At 51.9% G+C, this 25,839-nt stretch carries 27 protein-coding genes; 14 read left to right on the top strand and 13 right to left on the bottom strand.

Annotation, left to right across the window (positions count from 1 at the left end):
* Positions 1–53: 53 nt before the first annotated feature.
* The 4 genes from rplI to ABJV08_RS12045 form a co-directional block, all read right to left on the bottom strand.
* Positions 54–698, bottom strand: a complete 645-nt coding sequence (rplI, locus tag ABJV08_RS12060; RefSeq protein WP_348038025.1) for a 50S ribosomal protein L9 — start codon at positions 696–698, stop codon at positions 54–56.
* Between the two features lie 10 nt (positions 699–708).
* Entirely contained in the window at positions 709–933 is a 225-nt protein-coding gene (gene rpsR, locus ABJV08_RS12055; RefSeq protein ID WP_067199291.1) for a 30S ribosomal protein S18, read from the bottom strand.
* 20 nt (positions 934–953) lie between these two features.
* Positions 954–1,322, bottom strand: coding sequence for a 30S ribosomal protein S6 (rpsF, locus tag ABJV08_RS12050; RefSeq protein ID WP_348038027.1), 369 nt, complete (start codon positions 1,320–1,322; stop codon positions 954–956).
* A 169-nt stretch (positions 1,323–1,491) separates the two neighbouring features.
* Positions 1,492–2,139, bottom strand: coding sequence for a TetR/AcrR family transcriptional regulator (locus ABJV08_RS12045; protein ID WP_348038029.1), 648 nt, complete (start codon positions 2,137–2,139; stop codon positions 1,492–1,494).
* A 285-nt stretch (positions 2,140–2,424) separates the two neighbouring features.
* Between ABJV08_RS12045 and ABJV08_RS12040 the strand changes: the two genes are divergently transcribed.
* Positions 2,425–2,604: a hypothetical protein gene (locus tag ABJV08_RS12040; RefSeq protein WP_348038031.1), complete on the top strand. Its 180-nt coding sequence runs from the start codon at positions 2,425–2,427 to the stop codon at positions 2,602–2,604.
* A 96-nt stretch (positions 2,605–2,700) separates the two neighbouring features.
* Here ABJV08_RS12040 and ABJV08_RS12035 read toward each other — a convergent pair whose 3' ends face one another.
* The gene (locus tag ABJV08_RS12035) at positions 2,701–3,978 is read right to left on the bottom strand and encodes an acyl-CoA dehydrogenase family protein (protein WP_348038033.1); all 1,278 of its coding nucleotides are present in this window, start codon (positions 3,976–3,978) and stop codon (positions 2,701–2,703) included.
* Positions 3,975–5,378 (bottom strand): phosphotransferase family protein, encoded by a 1,404-nt coding sequence (locus ABJV08_RS12030; RefSeq protein WP_348038035.1) that lies wholly within the window; start codon positions 5,376–5,378, stop codon positions 3,975–3,977. Before ABJV08_RS12030 ends, ABJV08_RS12035 begins: the two co-directional genes overlap by 4 nt.
* Positions 5,379–5,500: 122 nt before the next feature.
* On the opposite strand from ABJV08_RS12030, the gene fabD reads away from it, so the two are divergent.
* From fabD to mltG, 7 genes are all read left to right on the top strand, one after another.
* Positions 5,501–6,436 (top strand): ACP S-malonyltransferase, encoded by a 936-nt coding sequence (fabD, locus tag ABJV08_RS12025; protein WP_348038037.1) that lies wholly within the window; start codon positions 5,501–5,503, stop codon positions 6,434–6,436.
* 1 nt (position 6,437) lies between these two features.
* Positions 6,438–6,869: a GNAT family N-acetyltransferase gene (locus ABJV08_RS12020; protein ID WP_348038039.1), complete on the top strand. Its 432-nt coding sequence runs from the start codon at positions 6,438–6,440 to the stop codon at positions 6,867–6,869.
* Between the two features lie 10 nt (positions 6,870–6,879).
* Positions 6,880–7,623, top strand: a complete 744-nt coding sequence (gene fabG, locus ABJV08_RS12015) for a 3-oxoacyl-[acyl-carrier-protein] reductase (protein WP_348038041.1) — start codon at positions 6,880–6,882, stop codon at positions 7,621–7,623.
* A 12-nt stretch (positions 7,624–7,635) separates the two neighbouring features.
* Entirely contained in the window at positions 7,636–8,172 is a 537-nt protein-coding gene (locus tag ABJV08_RS12010; RefSeq protein WP_348038043.1) for a hypothetical protein, read from the top strand.
* 97 nt (positions 8,173–8,269) lie between these two features.
* Positions 8,270–8,506: an acyl carrier protein gene (locus tag ABJV08_RS12005; RefSeq protein ID WP_089132491.1), complete on the top strand. Its 237-nt coding sequence runs from the start codon at positions 8,270–8,272 to the stop codon at positions 8,504–8,506.
* Positions 8,507–8,658: 152 nt separating this feature from the next.
* Positions 8,659–9,915 (top strand): beta-ketoacyl-ACP synthase II, encoded by a 1,257-nt coding sequence (gene fabF / locus ABJV08_RS12000; RefSeq protein ID WP_348038045.1) that lies wholly within the window; start codon positions 8,659–8,661, stop codon positions 9,913–9,915.
* A gap of 4 nt (positions 9,916–9,919) precedes the next feature.
* Positions 9,920–10,891: an endolytic transglycosylase MltG gene (gene mltG, locus ABJV08_RS11995; RefSeq protein WP_348038047.1), complete on the top strand. Its 972-nt coding sequence runs from the start codon at positions 9,920–9,922 to the stop codon at positions 10,889–10,891.
* A gap of 9 nt (positions 10,892–10,900) precedes the next feature.
* Here mltG and ABJV08_RS11990 read toward each other — a convergent pair whose 3' ends face one another.
* Together ABJV08_RS11990 and ABJV08_RS11985 are read right to left on the bottom strand one after the other, a co-directional pair.
* The gene (locus tag ABJV08_RS11990; protein WP_348038049.1) at positions 10,901–12,238 is read right to left on the bottom strand and encodes an SRPBCC family protein; all 1,338 of its coding nucleotides are present in this window, start codon (positions 12,236–12,238) and stop codon (positions 10,901–10,903) included.
* Between the two features lie 91 nt (positions 12,239–12,329).
* Entirely contained in the window at positions 12,330–12,848 is a 519-nt protein-coding gene (locus ABJV08_RS11985; protein ID WP_348038051.1) for a nuclear transport factor 2 family protein, read from the bottom strand.
* A 350-nt stretch (positions 12,849–13,198) separates the two neighbouring features.
* On the opposite strand from ABJV08_RS11985, the gene ABJV08_RS11980 reads away from it, so the two are divergent.
* Positions 13,199–14,230, top strand: a complete 1,032-nt coding sequence (locus ABJV08_RS11980) for a hypothetical protein (protein WP_348038053.1) — start codon at positions 13,199–13,201, stop codon at positions 14,228–14,230.
* A 39-nt stretch (positions 14,231–14,269) separates the two neighbouring features.
* Here the strand turns inward: ABJV08_RS11980 and dapB are convergent, their stop codons facing one another.
* The gene (dapB, locus tag ABJV08_RS11975) at positions 14,270–14,998 is read right to left on the bottom strand and encodes a 4-hydroxy-tetrahydrodipicolinate reductase (RefSeq protein ID WP_348038220.1); all 729 of its coding nucleotides are present in this window, start codon (positions 14,996–14,998) and stop codon (positions 14,270–14,272) included.
* Positions 14,999–15,133: 135 nt separating this feature from the next.
* On the opposite strand from dapB, the gene ABJV08_RS11970 reads away from it, so the two are divergent.
* The 3 genes from ABJV08_RS11970 to ABJV08_RS11960 all read left to right on the top strand — a co-directional run bounded on the left by ABJV08_RS11970 (position 15,134) and on the right by ABJV08_RS11960 (position 19,605).
* Positions 15,134–15,844, top strand: coding sequence for an NAD-dependent deacylase (locus ABJV08_RS11970; RefSeq protein WP_348038055.1), 711 nt, complete (start codon positions 15,134–15,136; stop codon positions 15,842–15,844).
* Positions 15,837–16,199 (top strand): GFA family protein, encoded by a 363-nt coding sequence (locus ABJV08_RS11965; RefSeq protein WP_348038057.1) that lies wholly within the window; start codon positions 15,837–15,839, stop codon positions 16,197–16,199. Before ABJV08_RS11970 ends, ABJV08_RS11965 begins: the two co-directional genes overlap by 8 nt.
* Positions 16,200–16,761: 562 nt before the next feature.
* Positions 16,762–19,605, top strand: a complete 2,844-nt coding sequence (locus tag ABJV08_RS11960; protein ID WP_348038059.1) for a CHAT domain-containing tetratricopeptide repeat protein — start codon at positions 16,762–16,764, stop codon at positions 19,603–19,605.
* A gap of 169 nt (positions 19,606–19,774) precedes the next feature.
* Here ABJV08_RS11960 and ABJV08_RS11955 read toward each other — a convergent pair whose 3' ends face one another.
* From ABJV08_RS11955 to leuA, 3 genes are all read right to left on the bottom strand, one after another.
* The gene (locus tag ABJV08_RS11955; protein WP_348038061.1) at positions 19,775–20,410 is read right to left on the bottom strand and encodes a hypothetical protein; all 636 of its coding nucleotides are present in this window, start codon (positions 20,408–20,410) and stop codon (positions 19,775–19,777) included.
* A gap of 263 nt (positions 20,411–20,673) precedes the next feature.
* Positions 20,674–21,645 carry a nitronate monooxygenase family protein gene (locus ABJV08_RS11950; RefSeq protein ID WP_348038063.1) on the bottom strand — a complete coding sequence of 324 codons (972 nt, stop codon included), beginning with the start codon at positions 21,643–21,645 and terminating at the stop codon, positions 20,674–20,676.
* Positions 21,646–21,724: 79 nt separating this feature from the next.
* Positions 21,725–23,383, bottom strand: coding sequence for a 2-isopropylmalate synthase (gene leuA / locus ABJV08_RS11945; protein ID WP_348038065.1), 1,659 nt, complete (start codon positions 23,381–23,383; stop codon positions 21,725–21,727).
* Positions 23,384–23,717: 334 nt separating this feature from the next.
* Between leuA and ABJV08_RS11940 the strand changes: the two genes are divergently transcribed.
* Complete coding sequence (locus ABJV08_RS11940) at positions 23,718–24,260, top strand: YHS domain-containing (seleno)protein (protein ID WP_348038067.1); 543 nt, start codon at positions 23,718–23,720, stop codon at positions 24,258–24,260.
* 123 nt (positions 24,261–24,383) lie between these two features.
* Entirely contained in the window at positions 24,384–24,812 is a 429-nt protein-coding gene (locus ABJV08_RS11935; protein ID WP_348038069.1) for a BLUF domain-containing protein, read from the top strand.
* On the opposite strand, the gene ilvC is transcribed toward ABJV08_RS11935, so the two are convergent.
* Positions 24,809–25,828: a ketol-acid reductoisomerase gene (gene ilvC / locus ABJV08_RS11930; protein ID WP_348038071.1), complete on the bottom strand. Its 1,020-nt coding sequence runs from the start codon at positions 25,826–25,828 to the stop codon at positions 24,809–24,811. The genes ABJV08_RS11935 and ilvC overlap by 4 nt on opposite strands.
* Positions 25,829–25,839 lie beyond the last annotated feature (11 nt).

Below are 25,839 nucleotides of genomic sequence, written 5' to 3'. Positions count from 1 at the left end.
GCTGTCTTGCGACAGTCCGGACCCGGGCTTTCAATATTAAAGTCAGAATAGGACTATTCCTTGCTTTCGGTATCGTCCTGCTCTGCTGTTTCTTCAGTTTCCGTCGCGGCTTCGGTATCTGCGTCAGCTTCAACGGCTTCTTCACCGTCATCTTCGCTATCAGGTGCAAGAGCGGTCGCAGCCAATTCAGCCTGATCCTCTTCAAACATCTGAGCGATAACGTCGATGCCGTCCTTCTGGAGATCAGCTTCGTCATCCGAACGGGCCACATTGGCCTGGATGGTGACATTGACTTCCGGGTGAAGACGGATGCGGACATCGAAAACACCGAGGGTCTTGATCGGTTTTTCCAGAATGACCATGCTTTTTTCGACCACAGCACCATCGGCAGCAAGCGCTTCGATGATATCACGAACCGATACTGAGCCATAAAGCTGGCCACTAGCTGATGAAGCGCGGATCAGAACGATCTGCTTCCCATCAACATTGCCGGATGCAGCTTCTGCTTCCTTGCGTTTCGCTTCATTGTCGGCTTCGATCTGCGCGCGATTGGCTTCGAAGACCTTCTTGTTCGCCTCATTGGCGCGCAAAGCCTTCTTATTTGGCAGCAGAAAATTGCGAGCATACCCGTTTTTAACGGTGACTACGTCGCCAATGCTTCCCAGATTCTCTACGCGTTCAAGCAAAATAATATCCATTGTTTCGCTCCTATTTCACGAGGTAGGGCAGCAGGCCAAGATGGCGAGCGCGTTTGATAGCTCTGGAGAGCTCGCGTTGCTTCTTGGCGGAAACTGCGGTGATACGACTTGGTACGATTTTGCCGCGTTCGGAAATGAATCCTTGCAGCGTCTTCACGTCTTTATAGTCGATTGGTTTTGCATTTTTGCCGGAAAAGGGGCAGCTTTTGCGGCGACGGAAAAATGGACGTCCCATGTTTTAACTCCTTCTCTGGCTTAATCTTTGTCGAAATCGCGGCGCGGTTTGCGTTCACGATCACGTTCAGGTTTACGCATCATCACGGACGGGCCTTCTTCATGCTCGTCGACGCGAATGGTCAGGAAACGGATCACATCTTCGTTGATCCGGGTCTGGCGTTCGAGTTCCGAGACAACACTGCCGGGCGCATCGAGGCGCAGCATGACATAATGTGCCTTGCGGTTCTTTTGGATTTTATAGGCAAGCGTGCGCAAGCCCCAGGTTTCGGTCAAAACAACCTTGCCCTTATTGTCTTCAACAATTTTGGTAGCTTCCTGCGCGAGGCTATCAACTTGAGACTGGCTCAAATCCTGACGCGCGAGGAAGACATGCTCATACATTGGCATGCAATCATTCCTTTTTTTACCACCGATCGCTGACGCCGCACCATGCAGACGCCCCTCCGGCTTTCTCTATTTTCCGATTGATTCGGACGGGCCAAATCACTCGGAAGCGGCGCCTATGGCGGAATTGATGGGGGAATGCAAGTCAAGTGTCGGCATGTCCTGCATAAGCTTAGGTGTTGGCCGACAGTCCGATTGCCCGCAGAATAATATCTGTAAGTTCCGCATCGCGATCGGCTTTGCTCATTCGTGCAAAATCCATTGCTGTTCCGGCACGATTGGAAATCATCAAATTGGCCAATCCGTGCACAATCGCCCATGCCGACATGACGTCTTTCATCACAACCGGATCCGAATAAGGGTCTATTTTGCGGACATTTTTCACGTCGACAACCAGTTTGTTAAACGCTGAAAATGCTTCAAAGGCCAAGTGCTGATCAAGATGGTCGGGCTGTTCGGAATTGAACATCAATCTGAAGAGCGCAGGGTTTTCTATCGCAAAGTCAATGTAGCCAAGGCCAGATGCAGCCAATTGTGAAACAGAGTCGGCTTTTGCCTCACTCTGACGATCGATTTGTGTTCGAACGAAGCGCTGAAAGCCAATGCCGGCTAGAGATGTGAGTAACCCTCGCACGTCTGAGAAATGGTGAGAGGGTGCGCCGTGACTAACGCCAGCCCTTTTTGCAACTGCTCTCAAGGAGAATGATTCTATCCCATTTTCCGATAATATGGCCTCGGCAGCCTTCAACAATTCTGCGCGCAAATCACCGTGATGATAGCGCGATTTCTTGGCATGGGGGGGGCCAGTTTCAAAATCCATCTCGACGCATGTTATCTTTATATCTTGACACTGTCCAGCGAGATGGTCAGTCAGTATCCAGACATTGACTAGATGGGTTTCGTGCTTTGCGAAGTTCTTGTGTTCTCGTCACAAGTCATTGTTAAACTCGCTTGCGGACTATGGCTCTGCTGCGGTTTTGAAGCTTTATCAAGTAATGGCAAAAGCCCGGGTAAAGCTGATCATCGAATGTTCGAGGCTGAATCTGATTGTAACCAATTGATTTGGCGTTGCGAATAGATGGTTGAATGACTTGGGGAGAGGCAATTGGATAACGACTATCAAATTCAGGAGATTGCCGGTTCGCTGACTCTGATTTTGTCCCAATTGGATGAATTGGATCAGCATGTTGCCGCAATCAAGGTCGCTGAGGCCATCCGTTTATTGTCGGAAATCAATCCAGAACACGATATAGAAATAGGTCATAAATCCGTGGGTTCGCGATAAAATATGTAATTCGACCCCGCTATATCTGCAGGTTCGGGCGCGCTCTTTGACTTCAAGAAAATTGTGCTTTCAAAAAAAGCGTCTTGTCGGAAGTCGCTATTTTTTCTTGTGCAAAAATCCGAACATATCCCCGCCAATTTTTCGCATCTGAATTTCTTCAGCACCCTCCGTGATCCGGTAGCGTCGGTGATGCCGGTAAATATGTTCAAACGGCTTGTGACGCGAATAGCCCATGCCGCCGTGCACCTGCATCGCGCGATCGGCGGAATCGCAACATAGCCGATTGGCGCGATAGTTACACATGCTCACTTGGGCAGAGAGATATTTGGCGACGTCTGGTTTCGGCATCGTGTCCATTTTTGCGGCGGTAGCGTAGATTAACTGACGCAGCATTGCCGCTTCCGTGTGCAGCTCGACCAAGGGAAATTGAATGCCCTGATTGACCGACAGAGGCTTTCCGAACGGTTTGCGCTCTCCTGCATATTTTACCGATTCATCGATACAAAATTGGGCAGCGCCAAGCGACGAGGCGGCTTGGCGTATTCTGTTTTCATGAACAAAATGCTGTGCGCAGGCGAGGCCCATGTCGAGATCTCCGAGGACCGCATCTGCTGGGATCCAGACATTTGTGTATGAGCATTTCGGATGGTCAGTGGGCATGTTGAATGTCCACATATATTCACCGATCTCGAAGCCTTCTGCATCCACAGGCACGATGAAGCAGCCAATGCCTTTTGCATCGCCATCTTTGCCGCTGTGCCTTGCAAAAGTCATCACATGAGACGCTTTGTGCAAGCCCGTGGTCCACATTTTATTACCATTGATCAGCCAGCCATCGACGCCGTCACGGGTTTCCCGAACCGCGGTGGTGTCCATCCATGTCGCATCAGAGCCATGATCTTTTTCCGTCAGGCCAAAGCACCAGCCCATTCTTCCCGCGAGCATTTCGGGGATATAGTCGCGCTTTTGCTGGTCCGTGCCAAAGTCACGAAGCATAAGGGGTTGGACCAGATTTCCGACAATGGAGTTTTCATTCTGCAAGTCATTGTGCAGACCCAGGCCTTTTTCAGCAAGATGCTCCCGGATGCGGGCCATCCCGAGGTTTGTACCATTTTGACCGCCAAACTCTTCAGGCAATGCATAGCGATAATGGCCAGCGGCATCGGCGGTCTTCCGCATCTCAACGAGCAATGCTTCCCATTCTTCGGTTGGCAGTCCCTGATCTTCCCAATTTGTACGCGCATCTTCCCGTCGGTGGTCGAAGAAGCGGATATTGTCATCACGCTGTTCTATTGGTTTGATTTCCGCCTCAATAAATTTGTCCAATACACCTAGATAATCTTCAATTTCCTGGGGAATTTCAAAATTTGTCATGCTGGACTCCATTTGTTGAGCGCGACTTTCAGGCCGGCATATTTGGGTTGATCAATGGACAGACGTTCAAGGGCAGACAGTCTAAGATGATCCCAAATGGCCGGAGCGGTAATCGCAATGTCTCCGTTTGAAAGTCCTGCGCATAGCTGTCCATGATCATAACCGATAGCAGCCAGCCGGCGATGGCTGGCTTCATCGAAACCCGGTCCCCATTCGGCTTGTCGTTTTGCGATTCCAAGCGCGTTGCCTGCGACGCGGGATTGGAACTTGTCATGGCCCTTGAGGTCGGGCTGGACCTGTTTGGAATTCCATTCGCCCAAGGCGGTTAAGAGCTCCCCAAAACTCGTCTCGCCAATGACGGCTTTTTCGTCGGGTGGCGTCCAATCCAGCGGTGTGCAGATTTGATCCGGCAGAGCTTCCTCGAGCAACAGGGCGAGATCAATCTCCACTTCTGACACGCGTCGGCCAATCACCGTGCGTTCGAGCGAACGGTCGCCGTGGCTGCGCCAGATTTGTCCCATCACCATGCAGGCGACGCCCCACCACAGGGTTGAATAAATGAGCCAAAAGCGAAAACGGTCGGCGTCAACATCGGTGCCGCTGGCTTCTGCATAGGCTTTTAACAATGCCTCTGCGCTGTCGAAGCCCCCGGCAGTTTTTTCATAGTGGCCAAATCTCCAACTCGGCGTGCACAAATAGGCGAGATCCTGGACGGGGTCTCCGATCCGGACCAATTCCCAGTCAAGCACCGCAGAGAGGCCGTGATGATCGATCATCAAATTGCCCATGCGGAAATCGCCATGAACGAGATATTTGTCGGTCGCGTCTGGCGCGTTCTGGTGCAACCAGTGGAAGGCATATTCGTACATGGGAAGTTGCCCGCCAATTTCGTCATATGTATCTTTTTGAAGCTGGATCAGTTCCTTGGGAGAAAAATATTCGAGCGAAGAGGGCAGGCTATCTGCGGGAATCTGGTGAATAGAGGCCAGTTCCTCGGCACATTGTTGGGTCAATTTGCTCTCGGCCTCGATAAATTCCGGATTGCCCAATATTTTATGCGGCAGGGTTTCTCCTTCGGCCTTGGTCATGATGAAACCTTCGCCTAGGCCATCACAAGCTTCCAACCGTCCGCGGACTTGCGGGGCGGTAACACCAGCGATGCGGGCGAGTTCGATAATATCGGCCTGGGTCGCCAGAGGAACGCCGCGCAATCCATCGTCATCGGAAGAAAGCCCGCTGGGTAAGCGGCGCAAAACAAAATTTTCCCCGGCATAAGCAAAGGACCAGCTTTCCATGCTGGCGCCGCCAGATAGCCTGCGTACTCCTTCGAGATTACCATCGGCGCCATATGTTTTTTTGCAATAAGCGGTCAGTTTTTCATGAAGCATTTCATCCGTCATAAAGACGGCTTAATCAGACGGTTAATATTGCGCAATGGTTTTACATGGCACCCGCGGTGCTTGCATGACCAATCAATCGTGCCTAATTCCCTCAAAACAAATTTGAAAACTTGGGGGTCAACATGCGCGCATTTATTTTTCCAGGACAAGGCAGTCAGGCTGTGGGCATGGGCAAAGCCCTTGCCGAAGCCAGCAGCACCGCACGCGAAGTGTTTGAAGAAGTCGATCATGCATTGGGTCAAAGTCTGTTCAAACTGATGTGCGAAGGGCCTGCAGACGAGTTGACTCTCACCGAAAATGCTCAGCCAGCGATTATGGCGAATGCTATTGCGACATTGCGGGTCATGGAAAAGGAAGGTGGCAAGGCGCTCGGTGATCTTTGCTCTTATGTCGCTGGACATAGTCTGGGTGAATATACCGCTCTATGCGCTGCTGGCGCTTTGAATCTGAGTACCACGGCGGAATTGTTGAAATTGCGCGGACAGTCCATGCAAAAAGCGGTGCCCGTTGGAGAGGGTGGCATGGCAGCCTTGCTCGGAGCCGACATTAAAAAAGCATCTGCATTGGCGAAAGCGTCTGCTCAGGGCGAAATATGCACAGTCGCGAACGATAATGATCCGACCCAAGTGGTCATTTCGGGGCATTTGGGTGCCATCGAACGCGCGATTGCAGCGGCGAAAGAACATGAAATAAAGCGCGGTATTTTACTGCCGGTGTCAGCGCCCTTCCATTGCTCGTTGATGGAGCCCGCTGCTGAGGCGATGGAAGAAGCTTTGGCCGAAGCCAGCCTGTTCCCGCCGGTGGTTCCTGTCTTTGCCAATGTTACTGCAGCCGCAGTTTCCGACGTTAATGAAATTCGGAGCCTGCTGGTTCAGCAAGTAACCGGAACCGTGCGTTGGCGGGAGTCGGTTGGCCAATTGGCGGAAACTGGCGTCGAACAATTTGTGGAATTCGGAGGCAAGGTCCTCACCGGAATGGTCAAAAAAATTGCCCCCGATGCGGAAACCGTCAGTCTTATTTCAATGGATGATATCGAGAGCTTCTTGAAGGACGCCTGAATTGACAGACATTGGAACTATCGAAGTTGTTGAGGTTACGACTGAAAATCAGTCGCTCATGCATGTTGTTGCCGATGACCTGTTTGATGCACCGGTGCAGTCAAATCTGTTGCAGTCCTATCTGGCTGAAGAAACACATTGGCTTGTCGCCGCGCTGCTTGATGGCGTGGTGATTGGGAAAGCAACCGCCATGGTCCATCGGCGACCGGACAAGGAAGATGAGCTCTATCTGGATGAGATTGATGTGATTCCCGAACTCCGCCGCAAGGGTATTGCCAAGATGATCCTTAAAAAAGTCTTGGAAATGGCCGAAGACTGGGGCTGCGAAGAGTGCTGGCTGGGAACAGAAAAAGACAATATACCGGCCAGGAAACTATACGAATCAAACGGTGCAAAACCGGAAGATTTCGTGCTTTACTATCTTGAATATTGAGGAAATTTGCATGTTTGATTTAACGGGAATGACAGCGTTGGTGACCGGAGCATCCGGAGGCATCGGGTCTGAAATTGCAAAGTCCCTCGCCGCGCAAGGCGCTGCCGTTGCACTGTCAGGCACCCGTGAGGAGGTGCTGAAAGATGTAATGTCTCAAATGGCTGGAGAAGGTCATGTCGCCATGCCCTGCAATTTATCGGAATCAGCAGAAGTCGATGCGCTGGTTCCGGATACGGTGGCGAAGCTTGGTAAGCTAGACATATTGGTCAATAACGCTGGAATCACTCGCGATGGATTGGCCATGCGAATGTCGGATGAAGATTTTTCCGATGTGATTCGGGTCAATCTCGAATCCGCATTTCGCCTCATTCGGGCTGCTGCGCGTCCTATGATGAAAGCCCGCACGGGTCGCATCATTTCAATCAGCTCTGTCGTTGGCGCGACTGGCAATCCGGGCCAAGCCAATTATGTGGCATCCAAAGCCGGTCTGGTGGGCATGTCCAAGGCACTGGCGCAGGAACTTGCCTCTCGCGGTATCACAGTCAATTGCGTCGCGCCCGGATTCATTGAATCCCCGATGACAGATGCGTTGACCGATGCCCAGAAGGACGAAATTAATCGCAAGATTCCTGCTGGAAAAATGGGGACTGGTGGCGATATCGGCGCGGCCGTGGTCTATTTGGCCAGTCAGGAAGCATCTTATGTCACCGGCCAGACTCTGCACGTCAATGGCGGCATGGCAATGATCAGCTAGCAGGCAGTTTAGATGCTATTCTCTCTCCTGATTTTGGCGATAGCGGCAAACCCACAACAATCGATGCCAACACAGGGTTTGCTGGCCACTGAAAATATCGACTGTATGAGCAGCCAGATATCGGCCGAACAGGCGCAGGCTCATTATGCGCTAGCAAGCGCTGGCAAAGAGATTGAAGCATATAATTCGGTGCAGGATTTCGTGAAAGCCTGCCGGGCCAAATATGGATGGTCGGATATACAGGCCCGCAATGCTTTTCGCGTATCAATAATGGATGGCTGGATGCTCACCGATGGATTGATTGAAAATATCCAAAAACTTGGAGATTTCAAACCGTGGCTCGATGAATATTATGATCGGAATGTCCTCGCGACCGAGCAGCAAATGCTGAAAGATATTTTCCATTCCGGAAAGATGGATGAAGATTTGAGCGCAGCGGGATATCCGGCAGCCGATGAAATGCGAGAATGGGCCTATCAATATTTTGAGTGGCGCGGGACGCTTGCGGGCATTGAGGATGATTTTCGCAACGGGAGATTGCGCCGTTAATTTTTCTCATTTCACAAAGCTGCTGTTGCCCTCTTGCATGCGGCGCAGCATGCCACTAGGACAAAAGCGAAATTAATATAACGAAAAAGGACCTCTCATGAGTGAGACCGCAGACCGCGTAAAAAAGATTGTTGTTGAGCATTTGGGTGTTGAAGCCGACAAAGTGACCGAAGAAGCTGCTTTCATTGATGATCTCGGCGCTGACAGCCTTGATATTGTTGAGTTGGTAATGGCGTTTGAAGAAGAATTCAGTGTTGAAATTCCAGACGACGCCGCAGAAAAAATCGGCACCGTCAAAGACGCGATCGATTTCATCGACAAAAACAAGGGTTAATTGATTTTGAGGTGCTGCCATAGAAATGGGCGGACCTCGGGACCAACAACCGCTGGAAAACAGCGAAGCGGCTCACCGGCCCGGGAGAAACATCCTGAACCGGTGGCCGTTTTTTGATTTAGGGCAAAGGAAGCCTTTAAGGAGAAGCTAGAATGCGCCGTGTAGTTGTAACCGGATTGGGACTCGTAACGCCATTAGGCGGAGATGTAGAAACGACCTGGAACAATATTCTTGCATCCAAGTCCGGCGCAGGGAAAATTGAACGCTTTGATGCGTCCGATCAAAAATGTCATATCGCTTGCGAAGTAAAGCCGGCGGATCATGAATTTGGCTTTGATCCCAATCTGCGCGTTGACCACAAGGTACAGCGCCAAGTGGATCCCTTTATAATTTACGGCATTGATGCCGCAGGACAAGCGTTTGAAGATGCTGGCCTGCTCGACATGTCCTATGAAGACAAGCTGCGTACCGGTTGCTCGATTGGTTCCGGCATTGGCGGCCTTCCAGGAATCGAGAAAGAATCTCTGGTCCTCAAGGAGCGCGGACCGGGTCGCGTTAGCCCGCATTTTGTGCACGGACGCTTGATCAATCTGATTTCCGGGCAAGTTTCGATCAAATATGGCCTGATGGGCCCCAATCACGCTGTCGTCACGGCTTGCTCGACCGGTGCGCACAGCATCGGAGACGCGGCGAGAATGATCGCGCTGGATGATGCCGACGTGATGTTGGCTGGCGGCGCGGAAGCAACGATTTGTCCGATCGGTATTGCCGGTTTTGCGCAAGCCAAGGCGCTGTCAACGAAACGCAACGACGATCCAACAGCCGCTTCCCGTCCCTATGACAAGGATCGCGACGGTTTCGTAATGGGTGAGGGCGCTGGTGTTGTCGTGCTAGAAGAATATGAACGCGCCAAAGCACGCGGTGCGAAAATCTATTGTGAAGTGGTCGGTTACGGCCTGTCCGGAGATGCCTATCACGTGACGGCCCCTCATCCGGACGGCACCGGTGCTTTCAATTCTATGACCATGGCGTTGAAACGCTCCGGCCTGACCACAGCGGATATTGACTATGTCAACGCGCATGGCACGTCTACCATGGCTGATGTGCTCGAACTGGGCGCGGTGCGTCGCTTGTTCGGCGACGATATCGCGACCATGTCGATGAGTTCGACCAAATCCGCAATTGGGCATCTGCTCGGCGGGGCTGGTGCTGTTGAAGCTATTTTCTGCATATTGGCCATGCGCGACCAGACGGTTCCGCCGACACTGAATCTGGATGATCCGGAAGAAGAATGCGCCGGCGTTGATCTGGTGCCGCATGTTGCCAAACAGCGGAAGGTCAATGCTGTGCTCAGCAACAGCTTTGGCTTTGGCGGAACCAATGCCAGCATCATCATGAAAGCAGTCTAGGGTAATGCGCCGTCTCGGTTGTCTCGTTTTGATAGCAGCGGCTATCGTAGCAACCCTGATCGCAGGCAATTTTATCTATGGCTGGAATAGTGATGGACCGTTGGAGAACCAGCGGACGATCATCATTAAATCCGGATCGAGTCTCGGTATGGCGGCAAAGGCCATGGAGACCGAAGGCGTTATAAAATCTGCGGATGCTTTTCTGTCGCGCGCAAAAATCCTTGGCGGCTCGGAGCCGATCAAGGCTGGTGAATTTGAAATCCCGCCCGGGGCGAGCAACGCGCAAATCCTGGATATTCTGCAAGGTGGGAAAGCGGTACAACGCCTGATTACCATTCCCGAAGGCACACCATCAATCATCGTGCATGAAAAACTCATGGCCGAAAAACTGTTGAAAGGCGATATTCCAGTGCCTGCGGAAGGTTCCGTCCTGCCCGATAGCTATAGCTTTGAACGTGGCGAGCAACGGTCAGCCGTGGTGTTGCGTATGCAAAAGGCGATGAAGGACGCAATTGAAGAGCTTTGGCCTAAGCGAACCCAGGAAAGCGTTGTCAAAACGCGCGAAGAGGCGATCATTCTGGCGGGCATTGTCGAAAAAGAAACGGCTCTGGCTAGAGAGCGCCGGATTGTTGCTGGTGTGTATAGCAACCGTGTTCGCAAGAATATGATGCTGCAGGCAGACCCTACGATCATCTATCCGATCACCAAAGGCAAGCCGCTCGGCCGTCGGATCCGGCAATCGGAAATAGCGCAGGTCAACGATTATAATACTTATGCGATGGTCGGCTTGCCCAAAGGCCCGATCGCCAACCCCGGAAGAGCGTCTATCGAGGCGGTGTTGAATCCTGCGAAGACCAAGGCATTCTATTTTGTCGCGGATGGGAAGGGCGGCCATATTTTCGCCGAAACGCTTCAGCAGCACAATGCGAATGTCGAGAAATGGTTCGCCATCAGGCGCGAACGCGGCGAAATGTAGGCGCTTTTCTTAGCGGTCTAACCAGTCCTCCAACGTCTCATGGAAAAAGCGCAGGCGGCTCTCCTGTCCGGCAAGATAATCTCGCTTATATCCGCGTGAATGCAATCCCTTTTGCTGTAAAGGCCAGATTGCTAAATCCTCATCGATCGCTGGTCCGGCTGAAACTTCTCCGGCTTTGCCCTGGACATGTTCCGCAGGTGTATCGACTGAAATATAATCGCGCATGGACTGCGAATAATATTCCGTAGCTCCTTTTGGAAACAGCGTCATATACCACATGTCAAAATAGCATTTTTCGGGATCAGTTTCGTGCGGCCGCGCGCGGAGCCATATATTTCCGTCCGGCTTCAAACTGAACGACAGGTTAGGGAAGATCGTATAATGCCAGTTATCGGTCAGCTGATCATCATGATAGGTTGAGAAATCATAGCCTTTTGCATCGCCGAGAGCCCGCTTTTGCCGTTGTAGGTCTTTTCGAAGATTGCGGATGTTCCCGCCTCTATAGTCGTCCGGATCCAATTCCCATAGTTTGAGCTCTTCGGCGAGAATTTCCAGCGTTTGCTTCTCCCCGCCTTTGATCACTTTGGCTGGCCCTGCGCCGGGCATGAACATCCGGCAATGGCCTTCGTCATAATGATCAAACTGGCAATGTTGATGGCTATATTCGAGCACATATACCGCGCCTGGATGGACAAAGGGGACGTGATAGGATTCACTGAAATTATCCTGGACGAGCTTCCAGTTGAAATCCCCTTCGACGGTGACCCAATGGGTCCGGACCATTTCTTCCATCGGATAGGAATCTATCTGCTCGGCTATCGGCCCCAGGAAGGATTTGAGAGAGGCGCAATCCTCGTCCATATTATACCAGACAAATCCGGCCCATTCCTCGCAGGGAATCTCGACCAGATTGCTTTTTCCGCACGGGCTGCCTTGCGGATAATCCGCTTCATCCGGTACGAATTTCAACGTTCCTGCAATGTCATAAGCCCAGCCATGATAGGGACAGGTAAGGCGGCGATCGTTGCCTGAGGCTGCTTCCACAAGCTGCATGCCGCGATGCTGGCAGACATTATAGAAGGCACGAATTTTGTCATCGTCTCCGCGGGTACAGAGAATTTTCTCCGAACCGAGTGAAGTCGTTATATAATCGCCTTTGTTTTGAAGCTCGCGCGATAAGCCGGCAATTTGCCAGGTGCGGGTCCAGATTTTGTCCCACTCCTGGTCCATATAATCTTTGGAATAATAACGATCGGGTGTAATCGGCGTACCGCGCAGTTCTGGTTCCGGTCGCTTGGAAACATCGGCAAGCTGCTTTTGCAATTCGCGAGGATCATGATCTGCCAATGGACGTCCTTTCCCGAACAAAGATTTTACGTGTCATAGAACGACTGGCGTTCGATGTAGCCTGACCTAAATATTAGTTGGTGAGGCAGCATTAAGGCCGCGCGATACCGGCTAGATGAGTATAAGAAGCATCGCTATGATCTCGTGCGCCAAAGGCTTGGGTTCCTGGGGTGTCGCGGTCAAAATTGTCGGTGGAAGCTGTTGTACTGTTCCAATCGTAAACGGCATGCCGGTGGGATATTTTCCAATTGCCATTCCGTTTTTCAAAGCGATCCAAATATCGTCCGGCGGCGACCATGAAGACTTCGCCTTCCGGCCCATCGAACTGGTGATGGGCAAGAAAATAGCTTTCCCCGGCAGCCTGATCACCGTCAACCTCGATCAGAACTTGTCCGATGACATGCTGGGTTCGCTTCATTGTTTGCAGAAGCGGGATGACCCAAGCGATAAAATCGCTGGCCGTGCCGACAAAAATACCATGATCATCGGTAGCATCGGGGTGGAAAAGTTTTTCCAGGATAGCCGCGTCACAGCGATCGATCCCCCGGGCAACGCGCGTCACGAGCTCGGTGCATTCCAACTTGTCCGCGACAATGTTCAGCCGATCCATCCTTGCCTCCCTAGCTTTGATGCTCGGCAATATTCATGCTTTGAAACCGCAAGGCTACTAGCGATTTGATCGGTAAGACACGGGTTTAAGAAAATGTGACTCTCAAGCGGGGCCGGTCGTGTGTAATTGCTCTCCAGAAATCTGAATTTGGCCAACCGGTGAAATGCAATGCCGCAAGACCGGATGGGATCGAATGGAGGGGTGGAGTTGCCATCCGAATTCTGTCAGGATTATCCAAAAATTTCCGGAGTCTAAATTTGCGCGCTCTTTCCTTTTGCTTCGTTGCAATAATCTATAGCTTCGCCTTTGCCCCCAGCAGTCGTTCGCAAGAGCTCGCTGAGGAAGACGCTGTGAAAGAGGAATCAGCTTTACCGGGAAAATACCGTCTCGCCGGCGTGATGGAAACGGCTTCGCAATTGCTGCTTGAAGCTGATGGTAGCTATAAATGGATGATGATCGTTGGCAGCCTCGATCTATATAGCGAGGGGCGTTGGACGAAGACCGATAGCCAAGTGATATTGGGGCCGCACCGGTTCAACAAAGATACGCCCGTTTTTGCGTTGGGCAAAAGCTATGCTTGGGACCGCGAAGAGAGAGATGTGGCCCATAGGATGGAGAGTATTCGGCTCAAAAATCGCGCCAAATGGAAGTGTGCTTTTCTTGAATCTGGCGGCATTTATGGATCGTCAGGAGAATCCGTCTTTCCAAGAGATCTCACCGTTACCCAGCAGTTCGAGGCCGCTGTCACCATAGAACGTGACCGGTACAATATTTATCAAAAGGCGATTGTCGCCTATTTTGATCGAGACAAAGCCAACGCGGACGATCACCTGGAGATTGCCGCGCGCACGGCGAAGCAGGAGTGGGAACATGCGGTTGCTTATCTAGCAGAAAGCGGACGGGCCGCTGGTAAAACCGTACAATATCAACCGCCGTCGCTCCCCGCGGAATGTCTTTATCTGTCGGATTACACGCCAGAATATTCTGTGGATGCAGACCAATATGAAGTGAATTGGAACAGGGGTGCCGGCATCTGGATCGGTCGGCGTGATCGACCGAATGCGCGTTTGAAGGTCGATGCGCAATTTTCTTTTACCGACGGGAGCGTAGAGCGTGCGAGCAGCTATGAATTGGGATTTGCCTTTACCCCTTTGGATAAGGGACGTCAGTTGCAATCGATCAGGCTAACGCTGGACCACAATGAAACAGAATATTCCTCGAAATTTGACCTCGCAACGGACAGTCATGACCATGTCTATGAGGTGAAACTGGATAATCGCCTATTCATCAAACCGCCTTTTGAGGAGCTCAGGCTTGATATATCTGGCGACAGGTTAATGTCGGTTGATGGCAGCCGCGGCTATTATTTGAAAAGAAAATAATCGACGGATCTATAGCGCTGCTGGTTTACGTCCGTGTCATCATAAGCCCAGAACACCATCCATTCCATATCGTCCGGCATTCTGTCCGAGCAGCCAGGCAGCCGCCTTCACGGCGCCTCTCGCAAAGATCATTCGGTTCTCGGCGCGGTGGATCAGCTCGATCCGTTCCTCGTCACTTGCCAAAATGACGCTATGATCGCCAGCCACCGATCCGCCCCGCAGGGCAGCGAAGCCGATTGCGCCTTTGGCTCTGGCCCCGGTGATACCGTCCCGCCCGCTCTCGCTGTGCGCACCGAGATCGATGCCGCGACCGTTTGCTGCGGCTTCACCAAGCAGCTTTGCCGTGCCGCTGGGAGCATCAACCTTGTGACGGTGATGCATTTCGACGATTTCGATATCCCAATCATCCCCTAGCTTGTTGGCCGCCTGTTCCACCAGAGCCGCCAGCATGTTCACGCCAAGCGAAGTGTTCCCGGTTTGCAGGACAGGGATTTTTGCCGCCGCTTGATCGATCGCAAAGTGATGAGCCTCTTCCAATCCGGTGGTACCGATCACAATGGGCGTGTTGGCTGCGACGCAAGCGGCAAGCGTGTCGTGCAATGCAGCGGGGGATGAAAAGTCCACAAGCACATCGCTTGCGCCGATCAACGCCGCAATATCATCGCCCTGATCCGCGCCGCCAGCATGGTCATGGCCCGCTTCGGCGATGGCTGTGACCAGTGCTTGTCCCATGCGGCCCTGGCTGCCGATAATTCCGATGGCTGTCATTTTCTTGATCCCCGTCGTCATGCTGAACTTGTTTCGGCATCCATTTTCAATCAGATAGGTGTCTTAGTGGATAAAGGGCCCTCGAAACAAGTTCAGGGTGATGAAAATCAAAATGGGATAGCGAAGAAGGCCAATATGCAACGCGAATTACAGAATATTGTCATTCTAACCGGGGCAGGGGTTAGTGCGGAAAGCGGCGTGGCTACGTTTCGCGGTCCCGATGGTCTATGGGAAGGGCATCGGGTCGAGGATGTCGCCACACCCGAGGCCTTTGCCCGTGATCCTGATCTGGTGCAGAATTTCTATGACGAGCGGCGCGCAAAGCTAAAGACGGTAAACCCCAACGCAGCGCATCTGGCGCTGGCAAAACTTGACGAGCAATGGCCGAGTGATCTTTTGTTGGTAACACAGAATGTTGATGACCTGCACGACCGTGCTGGATCTAAAAGCTTGGTACATATGCATGGCGAACTGAACAGCGCCTGGTGCCTGGCCTGTGATGGCCGCTTTCCCTTCAACGGTACAATGGCCTCCGGCCCCACTTGTCCGCAATGCGATACGCCCGGTCAATTGCGCCCTGATATCGTCTGGTTCGGCGAGATGCCCTATGAGATGGAACGTATCGAATTGGCGTTGAGTCAATGTGATCTGTTTGTCTCCATCGGAACATCGGGCGCTGTCTATCCGGCAGCGGGCTTCGTCCAGACTGCGCGCCATTATGGTGCGCAGACGCTGGAAATGAATCTCGATCCTTCGGAGGGGAGTTTCCATTTTCATGAAAGTCGGATGGGCAAGGCAGGGGATCTCGTGCCGGAATGGGTAAAGGAGATTTTGCGGGATGTCTGAAGATAGAGAGCTGCATGGCGCCTGCCATTGCGGCGCGGTGCAGCTTACCGTTGCCAAGCCGCCAGAAGAAGTACTGCGCTGCAACTGTTCGCTGTGCCGCAAGACCGGTTGGCGCGGTGGTTATTGGCATCCCGATGCGGTGACCATTGCGGCTGCGCCGAATGCGCTCAATTCTTATGTGCAGGGTCATAAATCTATCACCTTGTGGAATTGCAAAAACTGCGGCGCGCAAACCCACTGGACACCGTTAACGGCGCCACCGGAGCGGATGGGAGTGAATATGCATATTTTCCGCCCCGAAGACTGGGAACTTCTTTCTGTGCGGGATGTGGACGGTGCTGGCGATGGCGGGTAAATTATTTTGTTTTCGGCATTTGATGCGAGCGACATTTGCATTCGGTTTTCAGAGCTGGTGCCCACTAATGGGGTAGAAATGAACGTTGGGATAAAGCACTAAAAATCAGCTTGTTAAGTCATTTTTCCAACTGGAAAATAGGAATAATCTCTGCCTCTGAATACAAATATTCCGTTTGAGAAACTCTAAAACCAACCCGAATGTTGCCGAAAAGGATGTTCCGGTCGCAAAAACATATGCGTGTGGAACCGCAATTTGATACCATCAATCGTGAGAAATATCACAAAGTCGTATGAGAAGGATTGCTATTCAATTGCCGATCAAATTTCGAAGTTATCCAAAAAGGATATCGACCATGGCCAATAATATCGTGAAAGGGTGCAATTTCAAATCCCTGGTATCTATATCTATTGCCTTGTCCGTATTTACGTGTTTCCTTGGACTAGACGCCCCGGCATCGGCTCAAGAACCAGTTCTGACAGATCGAGAAGTCAAATCCAATATAAAGAGCTTCCGCAAACAGGCTGATAGAAACCGCAGATCAGGTGAGTATCAAAAAGCCATGGCCGGATCTGCTCAGCTATTGCCCCTCATCGCTCGGATAAGCGGTCGGCAATCCAAGGAATATGCAGAGGCCGTTATGATCCATAGCGTGGACTTGATGCGCGTTGGACGAAACAAAGAAGCGGAAAAATTTGTCCGACAAGCACTGAAACTGAATGAAGATATTTTTGGACTTCAAAGTCAAGAAAGTTTGACCGCTTATAATAATCTTGCCGCAAATCTCTTCGGACAAGGGCGGTATGAAGAGGCAGAGCCGATATATCGCAAAAGTTTAGCATTGCGTCAGGAGACGCTGGGCTCAGAGCATCGGGATACAGCATCTTCTCTCTCAAACCTGGCGTTAAATCTGATGATGCAAGGGCGCGATGATGAAGCGGAACCTCTAAACCGTCAGGCCTTTGAGCTGCGCACAAAAATCTTGGGTAGCGAGCATGGCGACACTTTAACCAGCCTAAACAATCTGGCAGGCAACCTCCAGTTGCAAGAGCGGTACACCGAGGCAGAACCACTATTTCGTCAAGTCTTGTCCCTGCGCACGAAATCATTGGGCAAAAAACACCCAGACACTTTGGTCAGTCTTGACAATCTTGCTACGATATTGAGCAAACTGGGGCGTGTAGAAGAAGCAGAACCGCTACATCGCAAGGCTTATACGACGAATATCGAACTGTTAGGGGATAAGCACCCAGATACTTTGATTAGCATGGGAATGCTCGCCAGCAACCTTAACAAGCAACGCAGATATTCTGAAGCTGAAGCGCTTCAAAGGCGTGCAATTAAATATATGATTGAGGTTTTGGGAGAAGCCCATCCAACGACTTTGGCCGCGATGGGGAATCTGGGCTTCACTTTGAATCAAATGGGCAATGACAAAGAGGCGGAAGAAATTTACCGTCAGGTTCTCGCATTGAGAGCCGAAACATTTGGTGAAAACCATCCCGATACCTTATCCTCGTACGGCAACCTTGCTTACAATTTGATAGAACAATTAGATCGCGCTGACCTTGCGATCATTCCCGCTAGAGCGCTGGTAAACGGTTGGCTCGCTCGCTGGAGCGTAAGAGGGAATGATGCCCGAGCAGAGGCTCAGTATCAGCGTGAGATTAAAAGCAAAAAGCACTATTTTACACTTTTGGCGGACGCAGCTTGGATGGCGGCAGAAGCCAATCCAAGCCAGAATGAGCGACTAAGAGAAGAAGCTTTTCGTGCACTGCAACACGCTGTGATGGGCCCCGCATCCCGTGCTGTCGCACATAATGCGGCGAGACGTGCTGCGGAAAACCAAGCTGCCGGATTGGATGAGCTTCTTCGGCAAAGACAATCTCTTGCTAGTGAGTGGCAAACGACAGACACTCTCGTAAACAGGCAATTGACGGCGAGCAACAAGAGCCAAAACAAAAGGCTCATTGCGTTGCGCCAGAAGAAAGCGGGGTTGGCGCAAAAAATTGAGACGATCGATGGCGAGGTTCAGGAAAGTTTTCCTCAATATTTCGCCATGGTCAGGCCAAAACCGCTCACCATCGAAGCAACACGAGCGATGCTTGGACCGGATGAAGCATTTCTCTTGGTCGTACCGGCCGCGCTTGGAACGCATGTTGTGGCGATCAGTGACGACAATATCCAATGGGCAAGATCGGGCTGGAAACGCGACGATATCAATGCTGCAGTCAAACGCTTGCTTTGGGATGTGGGGGCGAATGTAACCGTTAGTCAGGTTCAAGAAGCCAAATGGATGGAAGAAGGTGAAGGCGCTTATCCTTATGACCGTGACACGGCATTCGCGCTTCATCAGCAAATCATCGCGCCGGTATCCGATAGTCTTAAAGGCAAGCGGCATGTTTTTATTGCCGCCGCCGGTTCACTCAGCAGTCTGCCATTTGGTATGCTGGTGGCCGAAAAGCCTGTCGGTGCTGATGGTAACCCAACTATTTTGCGCGGGACCAAATGGTTCGCCGACCGACATGCGCTGGTCCAAATACCATCCTTGCAGTCATTGGAGTTTTTGAGGCGTCCGGTCCCAGCTGACAAGAATGAACTGGATCTCAACAGCTTTATTGGCTTTGGTGATCCAGTGTTGCAGGGCCAATCAAACACGCGAGGGGCAAAGCGCGCAAGAGCAGCTCGCGGCATCCATTCTCAGAAGGCCTATGGTTCGGCTGCTTCGGTTTTTCAGGGAAGCCGTACACGATCTGGTGCTGGAATAGCGGACATCAATGCGTTGGGTAAAATGGCGCGCCTGCCAGGAACTGCATTGGAGTTGGAAGCGATGCGCCTTGCCTTGAAAGCGCCGCAAGCCTCAACTTTCACCGCTGCGCGTGCCAGTGAAAGCAATTTTCGCAATATCGATCTTTCTGGCGTCAATATTTTGGCGCTAGCGACCCATGGACTGCTTGCGGGAGAAATTGAGGGGGCCGTCGAACCCGGGCTGGTCTTTACGCCGCCGACAGAGGCTAGTGAGAGCGATGACGGTTTGCTCACCGCATCTGAAATAGCCGGTCTAAAACTCAACGCCGATTGGGTGATATTGTCGGCATGCAACACCGCCGCTGGCGACGGCAGTGAGGGCGCACCCGGCCTATCCGGACTGTCGCGTTCCTTCTTCTATGCTGGTGCGCGAAATCTGCTCGCTTCGCATTGGCCGGTCCGGGATGATGTTGCTGCTAAAATAACGGTGAGGACGATCGAGATTAAACGCGATAATCCGCAGTACAGCCGAGCAGAGGCGTTTCAGCGGGCAATACAGGAAATTCGGAATGATAGTTCGGCGGACAGCGACAATGATACTTGGGCACACCCCAATGCCTGGGCACCGTTCACGTTGATTGGTGATGGCGCAAAATAGTATATGGCGTCATGAGCCTATGCCCGCATATTGTGATCGGGGATGCGATGGCGCAATTGCTGGAATAGGAATCCGTATGGCTGTGGCTGGGCTCTTTTCATTTAAAGTTGAACAAACGAACCTTAATTACAGTGTACAATTGCCAAAATTTCCATTTTGAAAACTGCGGTCACTGAATATCGTTAGCAACAACGGGGCAGAAATCGATCGGCTCCGGAGGGTCATTTGTTGTCGATGATGTCATCCAACATTTTTCAAACACCGAACAATAGCAAATGTTAAGAGAGACATTGGCAAAGGCATTTTCGATAGTGACAGACTGTATTTTGGAGTTTTTGCTATCGTTCCAGATCAACCCAAATGGATTAATACTATCGCCGGGCGCGAGCGCTCGGCTGCGAAGAGAAGCGCCGAAACGTTGATCAGGCCGCGGAACAGAATCGGGAAGCTTATCTTGCAAAGTCTCCCACGAACTCAAATTTTCTTCTCCATCGGTCAGCTGCGCCGAGTGCAATATAGCTGGGCCAACACCAGAATTTTTAACGGCAAATTCAAAGGTAAAGCTGCTGTCTGTCGACTGCGTATTCTGATCAATGGTCAATATCGGCCAAACGGAAGCGTGCTGTTGCTTGCTCGTCGCATCTGCCTGAGAAAGTGCCGCGTATAAAGCAATAACGCCGGTGCTAACGCCAACGATCGATAATATTGCATGCATGATCGAAATTCGGAATAGGGTGCGCTTTATCCAGCTTTTGTCTTCTCCGCTCAATTGCAAGCCAGGGCCACTATCTTCCTCAATCGCCATAATATTCCTCGGCTTTCGTGCATGCAAAAAGCTTGGAAATTAAGACTACGGATAGAGGGCTTTTTACGCAACCCTGTTGGCGCTAACGTATAGCGACCACGTTACGCCGTGATTCATTGGAACTAGCCAAGCCTTGGATATATAAAAACTCTTGGTGGCGCGACAAGGCGCCGACCAACGGTCGATTGTAAATGCTTGGCGTAGATTGGTTTCGGTTTTACGCCTGTCTGGCGTCCAACAACCGTTATTCGGATTAGGCAGCCCTAATAGTCAAACCGTTCTTTCAGACTATCGCGCGCCGCCCGATATTCTTCTGTAAACTGATCGACCATATCTTGCACGCTCATCACATCGTTGATCAGGCCGATTCCCTGACCGCAGCCCCAAATGTCTTTCCAGGCTTTTTTCTCGGTATTGCCGCCGGAACCGAAGTTCATGGTTTTATAATCGCCTTGCGGAAGATTGTCCGGGTCCAGGCCAGCGCTTTCGATGGACTGGCGCAGGTAATTGCCCTTCACGCCGGTAAACAGGTCTGAATAGACGATGTCTGATGCTTTGCCTTCGACGATGCCATCCTTGTAGCCCTGGTCCGCATTGGCCTCTTTGGTAGCGATGAAGGCTGATCCGGCATAGCCAAGGTCAGCGCCCATGGCCTGCGCGGCGAGGATGGATGCGCCATTGCCGATAGAGCCGGAGAGCGCCACAGGACCATCGAACCATTCGCGGATCTCTTGCATCAGCGCAAATGGTGACAATGTGCCGGCATGGCCGCCAGCGCCTGCGGCAACCGGAATGAGTCCCGTTGCGCCTTTTTCGATCGCCTTATGGGCAAACCGGTTGTTGATAATGTCATGCAGAGTAATGCCGCCCCAGCCTTTGACTGCGGTGTTTAAATCTTCAATCGCACCCAGCGAGGTGATGATGATCGGCACTTTCCATTTCGCGCAAGTCGCCATGTCCTGATCGAGCCGATCATTGGATTTGTGGACGATCTGGTTGACCGCAAAAGGGGCTGCCGGCTTGTCAGGATTGTCTCGGTTCCATGCGGCCAGTTCTTCAGTGATCTGATGAAGCCATTCGTCCAGCATCGACTGTGGGCGGGCGTTGAGGGCAGGGAAGCTTCCGACAATGCCAGCCTTGCACTGTGCAATCACCAGCTCCGGTCCGGAAATGATGAACAATGGAGAACCGATAAGCGGCAGGCGAAGATTGTCTAAGATGGCTGGTAAAGTCATGGAAACCCCAAATTTGAAAATTTATACCGCCGCAATAACCGATGCGGCGGTATATTCTACTGTTATTTCAATTGAACGCTTAAATCCTGTTCACGGCGCTCAGCAGAGCTTCGACAGAGGCGCGGGCAACATCGCTGTTGATCCCGACCCCGTAAAACTCTTTGCCATCGCTGGATTTGCATTCAACATAAGCCGCTGCCTGGGCATCTTTGCCAGAACCCAGAGCATGTTCGGAATAATCTTTGATCTCGAGAGTGATGCCCAGTGCCGTCGAAACCGCATCAACCACGCTGGAAATCAGGCCATTGCCGCGACCGCTGACCGATATTTCGCCATCTGGCCCTTTGATTTTTCCTACAAAAATGCGGTCCGTGCCGGTTTTGCGCTCTTCATAGTCGATCAACGCATATTCTCCGCTGCCGTCCAGATGATAGCGCTTCTGAAACGCGTCCCAGATATCTGTTGATGACAATTCCCGGCTCGTATCATCGGCCAGTTCCTGCACTGTGCGGCTAAAATTGGCTTGCAGGCGCTTGGGCATTTTTAGACCGTAATCCTGTTCCAATATCCAGGCGATCCCACCTTTGCCTGACTGGCTGTTCACGCGGATTACCGCTTCATAGTCACGGCCCAAATCGCGGGGATCAATCGGCAGATAGGGAACGTTCCACATTTCATCATTGCGCTGTTCTTGGGCTGCAAATCCTTTCTTGATCGCATCCTGATGGGAACCGGAAAAGGCCGTAAAGACCAGCTCTCCTGCATAGGGATGGCGGGCTGGAACCGGCAGTTGATTGCAATATTCCACGGTCTTGACGATCTCGTCCATATTGGAGAAATCTAGTTCGGGATCAACGCCTTGCGTGTAAAGATTCAGGCCCAATGTCACCAGATCGACGTTGCCGGTCCGTTCTCCATTGCCAAACAGACAGCCTTCGACGCGATCGGCTCCCGCCATCATACCGAGTTCGGACGCCGCAATGCCAGACCCTCTGTCATTGTGGGTGTGTAGGCTGACCACGACATGTTCGCGTTTGCTGATGTTGGTGCACATCCATTCGACCTGATCGGCATAGATATTCGGAGTGGCAGCTTCCACAGTGGCTGGCAGGTTGAGAATCAGGGGCTTCTCGGCCGTTGGTTCAATGATCTCCATCACGGCTTCCACCACTTCAAGACTGAAATCGAGCTCTGCGGTGGAGAATGTTTCCGGAGAATATTCAAAATGCCAGTCGGTATCGGGATATTTCTCGGCCTGCTCGCGCATTATGGTCGCGCCTTCCCGGGCAATATCCTTGACGCCCTGTTTGTCGAGCCGGAACACGACATCGCGCCAGGCAGGAGAGACCGCATTGTAGAGATGGACAATCGCCGCTCGCGCGCCTTCCAGGCTGGCAAAGCTGGTTTCGATCAGGTCACGGCGGGACTGGGTAAGGACTTGCACCATGACGTCATCCGGTATCTTTCCGGATCTGACGAGGCCGCTGATAAAGTCAAAGTCGGTGGCGCCGGCAGATGGGAAACCCACCTCGATTTCCTTGATCCCGATATTGACCAGAAGATCGAAAAAGCGCTGCTTTTTCTCGGCATCCATCGGATCGATAAGCGCTTGATTGCCATCGCGGAGATCGGTGGAGAGCCAGCGGGGCGCCTTGTCGATGGTGCGCGAAGGCCATTGCCGGTTGGGCAGGTCAATCTGCGGGAAAGGACGATATTTTTGTGACGGGTTCTGGTGCATGTCTTCACTCTTATGCTGCTGGAAGATGCGCGCAAGGCACAAATTCGCTGGTTTTGCTTATAATATTTGGAAAATCATCCCTTAGGCGGGGTGCTGCGCCATTCTGGCAGCATCATCGATACGCCTAAGGGCGTATAAGTCGTAGTAGCAAAAGAGCTTGTGACCGTGTCATGCGGACGGTTTTATCTGGGCCGTAAAATAAATCAACCTCCGCGAGAGTTTTTTTTGATCCTGTGAAACCTTTTTGACCGACCGACCGAAACTTGCATGAATGTAACGAGACTATGACAGACTATCCCCCATTGAAAATCTGGATTTTGAGAAGGAAATCGAAATGAAATCATCGCTGATCGCAATCGCATTTTTGGCTGCTGGTGTTACAGCTTGTTCCGCCGAGCCGGCCTCAACCGCAGACGCGACCGAAGTTGCTGCGGCTAATTCGGGTTTGATCGCCGACCTTGGTGGCGAACCAGAAGGGCCCATCTACACAAAAAATCAGGGCGAGACGCTTGCGCTGTCCGGATATGACGCGGTTAGCTATTTCAGCGACGAAGCACCCGTCAAAGGCAGCGGTGATTTCCGCGTGCGGTATCAGGGTTATGACTATCAGTTTGCCTCCGCCGAAAACGCGGCCATGTTCCAAACGGACCCAGCGAAATATGCACCACAATATGGCGGCTATTGCGCCTGGGCCATAGGTGCCAATGACGCGCTCGCACCAGGAGACCCGGAGGTCTACAAGATTGTCGATGGCAAGTTGTATCTCAATTTCAGCGAAGATGTCGCCAAGCGCTGGCAGGTTGATATCCCTGGCTTCATCGTGAAAGCGGATAAAAATTACCCAACCCATGACGCGAGTGAACATTATACAAGCTAGAGCGAGTAGACCCAAGCTTAAGAGAAGACGGCGGGAGGATTCCTGCCGTCTTTTCGTTTGTAATGGCAATTTATTAAAGTTGGTGCTCTAAAGTCGTATCAAACGATCAACTGGAAACCGCGAATGTATCGCATAGTCTACATGAGTCGGCCAACCCGCGAAATGAATATCGAAGATGCGGGTGATCTTCTGAGCCGTGCTGAGAAAAACAACGAGCGCAACGGTATAACCGGAATATTGATCCACGATCGTCGCAGATATCTTCAATATCTGGAAGGTGATGAAGCCAAGGTTGAGGAAACTTTTGCCCGGATTTCAATAGATCGGCGTCATCAGGCTGTCATTCGCTTGAAAAGCGGAACCATCAGCCGTCGGCAATTTCCCGGATGGGCAATGGCATCCAAGCTGGTTGCCGATGATGAAAGCCTAACCAAGGTCGTCACACGATTGGTAGAAGATTGTGATCCTGATGTGGCGGAGGAACTACTGAAATTTGCAAAAGCCCGGGACGAGGCGACCTCGACTGAGGCCGCCCGTCCAGATCGGACCTAGTTCTTTTCTTTGTCAACCAGTTGATTGGCACCAATCCATGGCATCATAGCGCGAAGCTCTGCACCGGTTTTCTCGATCGGATGCGCTTCGGCCTGTTTGCGGGCTGCTTTCAGCTCTGGCTGCCCTGCACGGTTGTCGAGGACGAAGTCTTTGACGAAACGACCGGATTGAATATCTGCCAATACACGCTTCATTTCCGCTTTTGTTTCGTCCGTGATGATCCGTGGGCCGGTTGTAATATCGCCATATTCTGCGGTGTTGGAGATGGAATAGCGCATGTTCGCAATTCCGCCTTCATAGAGCAAATCGACGATCAACTTTGTTTCGTGCAGACATTCGAAATAAGCCATTTCCGGAGCGTAGCCCGCTTCGGTCAAGGTTTCGAAACCGGCTTGAATGAGGTGGGTGATGCCACCGCAAAGCACGGCCTGCTCACCGAAGAGATCGGTTTCGCATTCTTCGCGGAAGTTGGTTTCAATGATGCCTGACCGACCACCGCCAACGCCCGACGCGTAAGCGAGGGCAACATCATGGGCATTGCCGGATACGTCACGATCGATCGCGATCAGGCAAGGAACACCACCGCCGCGCTGATATTCGCTGCGTACTGTGTGACCAGGGCCCTTTGGAGCGATCATGATGACATCCAGGTCTTCGCGGGCTTCAATCAAGCCGAAATGGATGTTGAGACCATGGGCGAAGGCGAGGGCGGCGCCCTGTTTCATATTCGCGTGCAGATCGTCGGCATAAATGGCCGCCTGATGCTCATCGGGGGCGAGGATCATGACAATGTCCGCCCAAGCAGCAGCGTCCTGATTGGTCATCACCTGGAAACCGGCTGCTTCAGCCTTTTTGGCCGTTGCCGAACCAGCGCGCAGGGCGATGGCGACATCTTTGACACCGCTGTCACGGAGGTTCTGGGCATGGGCGTGACCCTGGCTACCGTAACCAACAATCGCGATTTTTATCCCGGTGATCAGGCCGAGGTCAGCATCGGCGTCATAATAAACTTTCATTTTTCTTCCTT

The sequence above is a fragment of the Parasphingorhabdus sp. genome, from assembly GCF_039982395.1.
Lineage (GTDB): Bacteria > Pseudomonadota > Alphaproteobacteria > Sphingomonadales > Sphingomonadaceae > Parasphingorhabdus.
This window is presented reverse-complemented; position numbering and strand designations above follow the sequence as displayed.